At 72.0% G+C, this 9,695-nt stretch carries 12 protein-coding genes; 1 reads left to right on the plus strand and 11 read right to left on the minus strand.

Features of this window, described 5'->3' with window-relative positions; translation table 11 throughout:
- Window positions 1–49: 49 nt before the first annotated feature.
- The 11 genes from lgt to hisI all read right to left on the minus strand — a co-directional run bounded on the left by lgt (window position 50) and on the right by hisI (window position 8,882).
- Entirely contained in the window at window positions 50–1,009 is a 960-nt protein-coding gene (gene lgt / locus ACFWFI_RS36760; protein ID WP_387399056.1) for a prolipoprotein diacylglyceryl transferase, read from the minus strand.
- A 108-nt stretch (window positions 1,010–1,117) separates the two neighbouring features.
- Window positions 1,118–1,942 carry a DsbA family protein gene (locus ACFWFI_RS36765; protein ID WP_387399059.1) on the minus strand — a complete coding sequence of 275 codons (825 nt, stop codon included), beginning with the start codon at window positions 1,940–1,942 and terminating at the stop codon, window positions 1,118–1,120.
- 75 nt (window positions 1,943–2,017) lie between these two features.
- On the minus strand, window positions 2,018–2,830 hold the full coding sequence (gene trpA, locus ACFWFI_RS36770; RefSeq protein WP_387399062.1) for a tryptophan synthase subunit alpha: 813 nt from the start codon (window positions 2,828–2,830) through the stop codon (window positions 2,018–2,020).
- Window positions 2,827–4,107, minus strand: coding sequence for a tryptophan synthase subunit beta (gene trpB / locus ACFWFI_RS36775; protein WP_387399065.1), 1,281 nt, complete (start codon window positions 4,105–4,107; stop codon window positions 2,827–2,829). Before trpB ends, trpA begins: the two co-directional genes overlap by 4 nt.
- Window positions 4,108–4,243: 136 nt before the next feature.
- Window positions 4,244–4,459 (minus strand): tryptophan biosynthesis modulator TrpM, encoded by a 216-nt coding sequence (gene trpM / locus ACFWFI_RS36780; RefSeq protein ID WP_387399068.1) that lies wholly within the window; start codon window positions 4,457–4,459, stop codon window positions 4,244–4,246.
- An 8-nt stretch (window positions 4,460–4,467) separates the two neighbouring features.
- Complete coding sequence (trpC, locus tag ACFWFI_RS36785) at window positions 4,468–5,277, minus strand: indole-3-glycerol phosphate synthase TrpC (protein ID WP_387399071.1); 810 nt, start codon at window positions 5,275–5,277, stop codon at window positions 4,468–4,470.
- 113 nt (window positions 5,278–5,390) lie between these two features.
- Window positions 5,391–5,873 carry a DUF2752 domain-containing protein gene (locus ACFWFI_RS36790; RefSeq protein ID WP_387399073.1) on the minus strand — a complete coding sequence of 161 codons (483 nt, stop codon included), beginning with the start codon at window positions 5,871–5,873 and terminating at the stop codon, window positions 5,391–5,393.
- 103 nt (window positions 5,874–5,976) lie between these two features.
- Window positions 5,977–6,228: an HGxxPAAW family protein gene (locus tag ACFWFI_RS36795; RefSeq protein ID WP_387399076.1), complete on the minus strand. Its 252-nt coding sequence runs from the start codon at window positions 6,226–6,228 to the stop codon at window positions 5,977–5,979.
- Between the two features lie 94 nt (window positions 6,229–6,322).
- Window positions 6,323–6,982, minus strand: coding sequence for a TIGR02234 family membrane protein (locus ACFWFI_RS36800; protein ID WP_387399079.1), 660 nt, complete (start codon window positions 6,980–6,982; stop codon window positions 6,323–6,325).
- 14 nt (window positions 6,983–6,996) lie between these two features.
- Window positions 6,997–8,490, minus strand: coding sequence for an anthranilate synthase component I (locus ACFWFI_RS36805; RefSeq protein ID WP_387399082.1), 1,494 nt, complete (start codon window positions 8,488–8,490; stop codon window positions 6,997–6,999).
- An 11-nt stretch (window positions 8,491–8,501) separates the two neighbouring features.
- Window positions 8,502–8,882 (minus strand): phosphoribosyl-AMP cyclohydrolase, encoded by a 381-nt coding sequence (gene hisI, locus ACFWFI_RS36810; protein WP_387399084.1) that lies wholly within the window; start codon window positions 8,880–8,882, stop codon window positions 8,502–8,504.
- Between the two features lie 84 nt (window positions 8,883–8,966).
- Between hisI and ACFWFI_RS36815 the strand changes: the two genes are divergently transcribed.
- Complete coding sequence (locus ACFWFI_RS36815) at window positions 8,967–9,599, plus strand: TIGR03085 family metal-binding protein (protein WP_387399087.1); 633 nt, start codon at window positions 8,967–8,969, stop codon at window positions 9,597–9,599.
- Window positions 9,600–9,695: the final 96 nt, after the last annotated feature.

Consider the following 9,695-nt stretch of genomic DNA (forward strand, 5'->3'; position numbering starts at 1 on the left):
GACCACAAGGTCCGGCGGCCCCTTCGCACAGTTGCGGGGAAGCGGAGCGTCAGCTCCTGTCGGCCTTCTGAGGGGTCTCGTCGGCCTCCGGCGCCTGTGCCTCGGAGGCGTCGTCGGCGGAGGCGTTCTCCGCGGTGTCGGCATCGGATTTCCCGGAGGCGTCGGCGTCGTTCCCGCCGTCCTTGGTCAGGCCCTCCGCTGCGGGCTCCACGACCTCCTCGCGGCCGGGGCGCACCTTCGCCGAGATCACGATGTACGTCACGGCGAGCACGAACACGATGATCGCGGTCCACACGTTGAGCCGGAGGCCCAGCACGTGGTGCGCCTCGTCGACGCGCATGTACTCGATCCATCCGCGGCCGGAGCAGTACGCGGCGACGTAAAGCGCGAAGGCCCGGCCGTGTCCGAGCTTGAAGCGGCGGTCCGCCCAGATGACCAGGAGCGCGACGCCGACGCACCAGAGGGACTCGTAGAGGAACGTCGGGTGGTAGGTGCCCGCGACCCTGTTCGTGCCCTCGCTGATCTTCAGCGCCCAGGGCACGTCCGTCGGCTTGCCGTAAAGCTCCTGGTTGAACCAGTTGCCCCAGCGGCCGATCGCCTGGGCGAAGGCGATACCGGGGGCCAGGGCGTCCGCCCAGGCCGGGAGCGGGATCCCACGGCGGCGGCAGCCGATCCAGGCACCGACCGCGCCTAGCGCGATCGCGCCCCAGATACCGAGGCCGCCCTCCCAGATCTTGAAGGCGTCCACCCAGTTCTCACCGTCGCTGAAGTACAGCTGGTAGTCGGTGATGACGTGGTAGAGCCTGCCGCCGACCAGGCCGAAGGGCACGGCCCAGACGGCGATGTCGGCGACGGTGCCGGCTTTGCCGCCCCTGGCGACCCAGCGCTTGTTGCCGAACCAGACGGCGACGAAGACACCGATGATGATGCAGAACGCGTAGCCGCGGAGCGGGATCGGGCCGAGCTCGATCACGCCGGTCGACGGGCTGGGAATGAAGGCAAGGTTCATGACGAGGTCGACGCTACCCTGCCGGACGGGACGTACGGCAAGCCGTCCGGCAACTTCTGGGTAACGAGGCCCTCCGGCGGAGCATCCGCCGGAGCGCCCTCCCGCCCCTCAGGACGCCGACGGCGTCGCCCCGACGGTGCCCGGCTTCTTGCCCTTGTTCGCCTCTTCGACCCACTTCTTGAGGTTGGCCGCGGAGATCTGCTCGTCCCCCTTCTTCGGGAAGATCGACTCGCCGTTGAGCAGCGCGGTCGGTGTGCCTTCGAATCCGCCCTCGGTGAACGCCTTGTTGGACTTCTCGACCCAGCTGTCGTGCGTGCCGTCCTCCACACAGCTGCGGAAGGCGGGGGTGTCCAGACCGTCCACCTTGCCGGCCAGCTCGATCAGCTTGCCGTTCTCGCCGAAGGCGTCGTCGGTCTCCGCGGGCTGGTTGCGGTAGAGGACGTCGTGGTACGGGGCGAACTTGCCGACGTCCTGGGCGCAGCCGGCGGCGTTGGCCGCGCGCAGCGACCCGCTGCCGCCGAGATTGCCGTCGATGATCGTGGCCAGGTGGTATTCCACCTTGAGCTGCCCGCTGTCGGCGAGCTCCGTGATCGTGTCGCGGAAGGCGTTCTCGAACTGGGCGCAGACCGGGCAGCGGAAGTCCTCCCAGATCGTGAGCGTGGACGGCGCGTCGTCGGCCCCGACCTGGAGGGCGAGTCCGTCCTCCCCCATCGCCCCGGACGGGGTGACGGCGGGCCCGGCCTCCTTGTCCTTGTCGTTCTTCCCGGCGTTGGCGGCGATCACGCCGATCACGGCTGCCAGCGCCAGCACCCCCACCACGGCGGTCGAGACGATCAGCGTGCGGCGGCGGCGCTCCCGCGCACGGTCCTGCTCACGCTGCTGGACGAGCCGGTCACGCGCGGCTCTTCTTCGGTCTTGGTTCTTCTCGCTCACACCGCGCAAACGAACCGGGGAGGCACGTCAGCGCCTCCCCGGTCCCAGGTCCACCCGTACGGATGACGACTGCTGTCAGCGCTTTCGAACGCCTTCGGCCAGTTCGCCCGCCAGCGCGCGGACGGCGGCGAGACCCGCCTCCTCGTCCGGGGCGTCCAGCATCCGCTTGACGAAGGCCGAGCCGACGATCACCCCGTCGGCGAAGCCCGCGACCTGCCGGGCGTGCTCGGCGGTGGAGACGCCGATGCCGACGCAGACCGGCAGGTCCGTGGTGGCGCGGGTGCGCCGCACCAGGTCCTGGGCCTGCTGGCCGACCGATTCGCGGGTGCCGGTGACACCCATCAGCGAGGCGGCGTAGACGAAGCCGGAGCCCGCGGCCGTGATGGTGGCGAGGCGCGCGTCCTTGCTGCTCGGGGCGACGACGAAGACGGTGGCGAGACCGTGCTTCTCGGCGTGCTCCCTCCACAGCCCGGACTCCTGGACCGGCAGGTCGGGCAGGATGCACCCGGCGCCGCCCGCCTCGGCGAGCTCGGCGGTGAAGCGCTCCACGCCGTACCGGTCGATCGGGTTCCAGTACGTCATGACGAGGATCGGCGCGCCCGTCGCCTCGTGCGTCTCACGGACCGTGCGCATGATGTCGGCGATCTTGACTCCGCCGCGCAGCGCGATGTCGTCGGCGGTCTGGATGACCGGCCCGTCGAGCACCGGGTCGCTGTGCGGGAGTCCCACCTCGATGACGTCGGCGCCGCCCGCGACTGCCGCCTTGACGGCCGCGATGCCGCCGTCGACGGTCGGGAAGCCGCCGGGCAGGTAGGCGATGAGCGCCGCCCGGTCCTCGGACGCCGCCCTGGCGAGCGTCGATTCGAGAAGCTCTCGGTTGCCGCTCACTTGGTGACCTCTTCCTCTCCGTCGGCCACATCGGCCTCGACGACCGCGTCGGCGCCGTCGTACAGCCCGAAGTACCGCGCTGCCGTGTCCATGTCCTTGTCGCCGCGGCCGGACAGGTTGATCAGGATCAGCCCGTCCTCGCCGAGCTCCCGCCCGACCTCCAGGGCTCCGGCCAGCGCGTGCGCGCTCTCGATGGCCGGGATGATCCCCTCGGTGCGGGAGAGGAGGCGCAGCGCCTGCATGGCGGCGTCGTCGGTGACCGCGCGGTACTCGCCGCGGCCGACGTCCTTGAGGTAGGCGTGCTCCGGGCCGATGCCCGGGTAGTCGAGCCCGGCCGAGATCGAGTAGGGCTCGGTGATCTGGCCTTCCTCGTCCTGGAGGACGTAACTGCGTGAGCCGTGCAGGATTCCGGGCTCGCCCGCGGTCAGGGTCGCCGCGTGCTCGCCGGTCTCCACACCGTGGCCGGCGGGTTCGCAGCCGATCAGCCGGACGTGCGCGTCCGGGATGAAGGCGTGGAAGAGGCCGATGGCGTTGGATCCGCCGCCCACGCAGGCGACCGCGGCGTCCGGCAGCCGGCCCGTACGCTCCAGGATCTGGCGGCGCGCCTCGACGCCGATCACCCGGTGGAAGTCGCGGACCATCGCCGGGAAGGGGTGCGGCCCGGCGACCGTGCCGAAGAGGTAGTGGGTGCGGTCCACGTTGGCGACCCAGTCGCGGAACGCCTCGTTGATGGCGTCCTTCAGGGTCCTGGAACCGGACTTCACGGCGACGACCTCGGCGCCGAGCATCCGCATCCGCGCCACGTTCAGCGCCTGGCGCTCGGTGTCGATCTCACCCATGTAGATGGTGCACTCGAGCCCGAAGAGGGCGCAGGCGGTCGCGGTGGCGACACCGTGCTGGCCGGCTCCGGTCTCCGCGATGATGCGGGTCTTGCCCATGCGCCTGGTGAGGAGGGCCTGGCCGAGCACGTTGTTGATCTTGTGCGAGCCGGTGTGGTTGAGGTCCTCGCGCTTGAGGAAGACGCGGGCTCCTCCGGCGTGCTCGGCGAAGCGGGCGACCTCGGTGAGCGCGCTGGGCCGGCCGGTGTAGTCGACCATGAGCGCGTTGAGCTCGGCGGCGAAGGCCGGGTCAGCCTTGGCCTTGTCGTACTCGACGGCCACCTCGTCCACGGCGGCGACCAGCGCCTCCGGGATGAACTTGCCACCGAACGCGCCGAAATACCCCTCGGCGCTGGGGATCAGACCCTCGGGGTCCGGGATGAAGAAGTCGGACGACATGCGACGTGCTCCTCGAATCGCAACGGGTGATGTCACCGTATGCGCCATGAGCGGAGCGCCACGCCGGCCGGTGGACGGTCGGTGCGGTGGGGCGTGCGGATCCCCCTGTACGGCGGGGGGCGACGGCCGGGGCTCGCTACGGCGCGGACCCCGTGCGCCATCGCATGCCGTTGACCTGTCCCGGCTCGTCACCGATCACGTACCGCACACGCCGGCCGTGCACGCGCCGGGCGGGGGCGCGGCAGCCGCGGGGGCGGCAGCCGCGCGCCAGCGGCGCGTGCGGGTCCCGGGCGCTCGCCCCGGCGGGGCGCAGGCCCGGCCGGATGCGGGCGGCGGGACGGTCGGCGGACACGGGTGGGGTCAGCTCCGTCCGTGCCGGAGCGCCGGGTGGGCGCCGGCGGCGACCAGGTCGGCCACGGCGGCACGGGGGTCGCGGCCGGTGACCAGGGACTCGCCGACGAGCACCGCGTCCGCGCCGGCGTTGGCGTAGGCGATGAGGTCGTGCGGGCCGCGGACGCCGGACTCGGCGACCTTGACGATGTGGTCGGGGATCTCCGGGGCGACGCGTTCGAAGGTGGAACGGTCGACCTTGAGGTCCTTGAGGTTGCGCGCGTTGACACCGATGATCTTCGCCCCGGCGTCCACGGCGCGCTCCGCCTCCTCCTCGTCGTGCGCCTCGACGATGGGCGTCAGGCCGATCGACTCGGCGCGCTCGATCAGCGAGACCAGGGCCTCCTGGTCGAGGGCGGCGACGATCAGCAGGGCGAGGTCGGCGCCGTAGGCGCGTGCCTCCCACAGCTGGTACGAGGTGACGATGAAGTCCTTGCGCAGGACCGGGATGTCGACCTTGGCGCGGACGGCCTCCAGGTCGGCGAGCGAGCCGCCGAAGCGGCGCTCCTCGGTGAGGACCGAGATGACGGATGCCCCGCCGGCCTCGTAGTCCGCAGCGAGCGCGGCCGGGTCGGCGATGGCGGCAAGGGCCCCCTTGGAGGGGCTGGAGCGCTTGACCTCGCAGATGACGGTCACACCCTCGCCGCGCAGGGCGGCGACTCCGTCCTTGGCCTGGGGAGCGCGCGCGGCGCGTTCCTTGAGCTCGTCGAGGCTGACACGCGCCTGCCGCTCCGCGAGGTCGGCGCGAACGCCTTCAATGATCTCGTCGAGCACACTCACGCGAGCGGCCCCCTTCCGAAGCGGTGATAGGTACAGGATCAGCCATCTCGATGGTATCCGCAGGAGGGCTCAGGGCTCGCATCCGGCAGGCTCACGTCCCACTACCTGGTCATTCACGGCGCCAGCGCCGAGCCGAAGGGCAGGTTCCTGACCACGGAGAACACCAGCAGCACCGCGCCGATGCCCCACCAGTAGCCGGGCGCGAGACCGATCCGCATGGGCCGGCCCCGGCTCGCGCGGACCGCCCAGAGCAGCCAGATCGCGGCGAAGACCGCGTAGCCGACGACTGCCAGGGCGTTGGCGCCGAGGGCGGTGGCGAGGTCCCCGTGGGCGAAGGCATGGGCGCTGCGCAGCCCGCCGCAGCCGGGGCAGAACACTCCGGTGAACCGGAGCATGGGGCAGACGGGGTAGTGACCGGGCTCATTGGGGTCGACCGTGGCGACGTAGCCGAAGGCCCCGACGACGGCGGCCATGACCCCCGCGGGAGTGGCGAGCCGCCTGAGCCGGGAGACCGGGGCGGGGGCCGGCGCGGGCCCGGGGCCGGGTACGGGGGCCGGGTCAGGGGCGGCGGGTGCGGGAGAGGCTGAGGCGTCCACGCGCCGATTGTCCCCGCTCACGCGGAAAGGCGCAGCCCGGTCCGGGCTGCGCCTCGCGTCGTGTCCTGGGAACCGGCACCTGCCGGAGGACCCTGGGGCCTGTTCAGGCCGTGATCTGGGCCTGGGAGGCGCGGGCCCTGGCGGCCGCCATCTCGTCGGACTCCTTCGGCATGCCGAGGCCGGCCATCTTCATGGCGAGACCGACGACACCGCCGAGGAGGACGACGGCGACACCGGCCCAGAAGCCGAGCGTGTTCGCCGCGACCATGAAGAGGCCCGCGATGCAGAAGCCGATGAACGAGATGATGACACCGGTCCAGGCGGCCGGGGTGTGTCCGTGGCTGCTGCCCGCCATGAGTTGCTCCTAGTTGGTGTTGCGCTGAAGGTATCGCTGCTGGGAAAGCTCGGTGCCATTGTCCCGTACGTGCCGGTGGACGTGAGGCTGGGGGTCATGCCTCGCGCGTCGGGTCCTCGCCGCGGTCCAGCGCCTTCCACAGCTCCTCGGGCCGGTCGGGGTCCGGGGCGGTGCGGGCCGCCTTGGGGGGGCGGGGGGTGCCGTCGCGTTCGTACCGTCCGGACATGGCCGGCCAGCGGCTGCCGTAGCGCAGGGCGAGCAGTCCGGCGAGCAGGATCAGCAGCCCGCCGGCGGCTGTCACGTAGGGCCAGGCGGTGTGGCTGAGGGCCTGCACGGTGGCGGAGGTGTTGCCTGTGGTCTGCGCGGCCTGTTCGTCCAGGGCGGCGCGGTCCGACGCGCCGACGTAGGCGCTGAGTCCGGCGCCGAGGCCGCTGAGGGCCAGCAGGCCGGCGACGACCGTCCGGCCGCCGCTGCGGACGGCGAAGACGGCGACGAGGGCGGCCAGACCGACGACGGCGAGGGCCGCCGGGAGGCCGGTGACGTCCTGGCCGTCGGCGCTGAGGGGCAGGATGCCGCCGCCGACGGCCGCCTTGCCCTCGGCCCAGGTCTGCCCCGAGGCGAGGAGGACGACGGTGGCGCCGGCGGCCCCGAGGAGCAGGCCGGCGGCCAGGCTTCGGCGGCTTCCTGCGCTGTCGGGCGCGGAGGCGGCTCGGGCACGGGGCTGGGGTACGGGGACAGCACTCACGTACTCCACTATCCCTTACCGGCTCAGTGAACCCCGAGCCGGTTCGCCGTATGCACGGCCCGCAGGACCGCGGCGGCCTTGTTGCGGCACTCCGTGTCCTCGGCGACCGGGTCGGAGTCCGCGACGATGCCCGCTCCGGCCTGCACGTACGCGGTGCCGCCACGGAGCAGGGCCGTGCGGATGGCGATGGCGGTGTCGGAGTCCCCGGCGAAGTCGAGGTAGCCGACGCAGCCCCCGTACAGGCCCCGGCGGGTGGGTTCGAGATCCTCGATGATCTGGAGGGCGCGGGGCTTGGGCGCGCCGGAGAGGGTGCCCGCGGGGAAGCACGCCGTGAGGACGTCGAAGGCGCTGCGGCCCTCGGCGACGCGTCCGGTGACGGTGGAGACGATGTGCATCACGTGCGAGTACCGCTCGACCGACATGAAGTCGACGACCTCGACGCTGCCGGGTTCGCAGACCCGTCCCAGGTCGTTGCGGCCGAGGTCGACGAGCATCAGGTGCTCGGCGCGTTCCTTCGGGTCGGCGAGGAGCTCGTCGGCGAGTGCCTGGTCCTCCTGCGGTGTGGCGCCGCGGTGCCTGGTCCCGGCGATCGGGTGGACCATGGCCCGGCCGTCCTCGACCTTGACCAGCGCCTCGGGGCTGGAGCCGACGACGTCGAAGCCGTCGAAGCGGAGGAGGTACATGTACGGCGACGGGTTGGTGGCGCGCAGGACCCGGTAGACGTCCAGCGCGGAGGCCGTGCACGGCGTCTCGAAGCGCTGCGAGGGGACGACCTGGAAGGCCTCACCGGCCCTGATGCGCTCCTTGACGTCCTCGACGGCGTCCATGAAGGCCTGGCCGCCCCACAGCGCGGTGTAGGGCGGGAGTTCGGAGGGCGGCAGGGCCGCGGGGGCGTTCTCCACCGGCCGGGACAGGTCGCGCTCCATGGCGTCGAGCCGGGCGACCGCGTCCTCGTACGCCTCGTCGACCCCGGTGTCCAGGTCGTTGTGGTTGATCGCGTTGGCGATGAGCAGGACGGTGCCGTCCCCGTGGTCGAGCACGGCGAGGTCCGAGGTGAGCAGCATCGTGAGCTCGGGGAGCTTCAGATCGTCGCCGCCGTGCTCGGCGATCCGCTCCAGCCTGCGTACGACGTCGTAGCCGAGGTAGCCGACCATGCCGCCGGTGAAGGGCGGCAGGCCGTCGTCGCCGACCAGGTCTCGGGGGGTGTGCAGGGTCTCGACGGTGGCCCTCAGTGCCTCCAGCGGGTCCCCGTCGACGGGGACGCCGACGGGCGGGGTGCCGAGCCAGTGGGCCTGTCCGTCGAGGGTGGTCAGGGTGGCTGCGCTGCGTACCCCGATGAAGGAGTAGCGGGACCAGGTGCGGCCGTTCTCCGCGGATTCGAGGAGGAACGTGCCGGTGCGTTCGGCCGCGAGCTTGCGGTAGAGCCCGACAGGGGTGTCACCGTCCGCGAGGAGCCGGCGGCTGACGGGGATGACACGCCGGTCGACGGCGAGCTTGCGGAAGGTCTCGAGATCCATGGCGGCTGACCTTATCGGGGCGCGGTGAGCGGAAGGACGTCCTTGTCGAAGCAGGTGCGGTCGCCGGTGTGGCAGGCGGCACCCGTCTGGTCGACCTTCACCAGGACGGTGTCGGCGTCGCAGTCCAGCGCGACCGCCTTGACCTGCTGGATGTGGCCGGAGGTGTCCCCCTTGACCCAGTACTCCTGGCGGCTGCGGGACCAGTAGGTGCAGCGGCCCGTGGTGAGGGTGCGGTGCAGTGCCTCGTCGTCCATCCAGCCGAGCATGAGCACCTCGCCGGTGTCGTACTGCTGGGCGATGGCCGGGAACAGTCCGTCGGCTCCGCGCTTGAGGCGGGCGGCGACGGCCGGGTCGAGATTGCTGGCGGGCGTGGAGCCGGGCGTGCTGGTCATGCGCCCATTGTGCCGCGCCGGGCGGGGCCGTCCGGCCGTGCGTCCACTGGGCGGACCACGGGCGGCGGTCGTACGCTGGCGGGCATGTCGACCCATGCGAAGCGTGAACGTCTTCTGCTCGCCGACCTGTTGGAAGCGGCGGGTCCCGAAGCCCAGACCCTGTGCAACGGCTGGAAGACCCGTGACCTGGCCGCCCATGTCGTGGTGCGTGAACGCCGTGCGGACGCCGCGGGCGGGATTCTGCTGGGCGCCCTGAAGAACCGGCTGGAGCGGGTCCAGGCCGAATTCGCCGCCAAGCCGTACGAGGAACTGATCCAGCTCATCCGTACGGGCCCGCCGCGGATGTCACCCTTCGGCCTGAAGCAGCTGGACGAGGCGGCCAACACGGTCGAGTTCTACATCCACGCGGAGGATGTGCGGCGGGCCCAGCCCGACTGGTCGCAGCGGGACCTCGATCCGGTCTTCGCCGATGTGCTGTGGTCGCGCACCGAGAAGACGGCCCGGATGCTGGGCCGCCGGGCGCCGGTGGGTCTGGTGCTGCGGCGCCCGGACGGCCAGACGGCGGTCGCCCACAAGGGCACCCCGGTGGTGACGGTCACCGGGGAACCGGGTGAGCTGCTGCTGTTCGCGGCGGGCAGGCAGGACGCGGCGCGGGTCGAGCTGGACGGCGACAAGGACGCGCTGGCCCGGCTGCACACGGCCGAGCTGGGCCTGTAGACCGGGCGCGCCGCGCCTGCGCCTGTAGGCCCGCCGCGGATGTCACCCTTCGGCCTGAAGCAGCTGGACGAGGCGGCCAACACGGTCGAGTTCTAC

This window comes from Streptomyces sp. NPDC060209 (genome assembly GCF_042728155.1).
Taxonomy (GTDB): Bacteria; Actinomycetota; Actinomycetes; order Streptomycetales; family Streptomycetaceae; genus Streptomyces.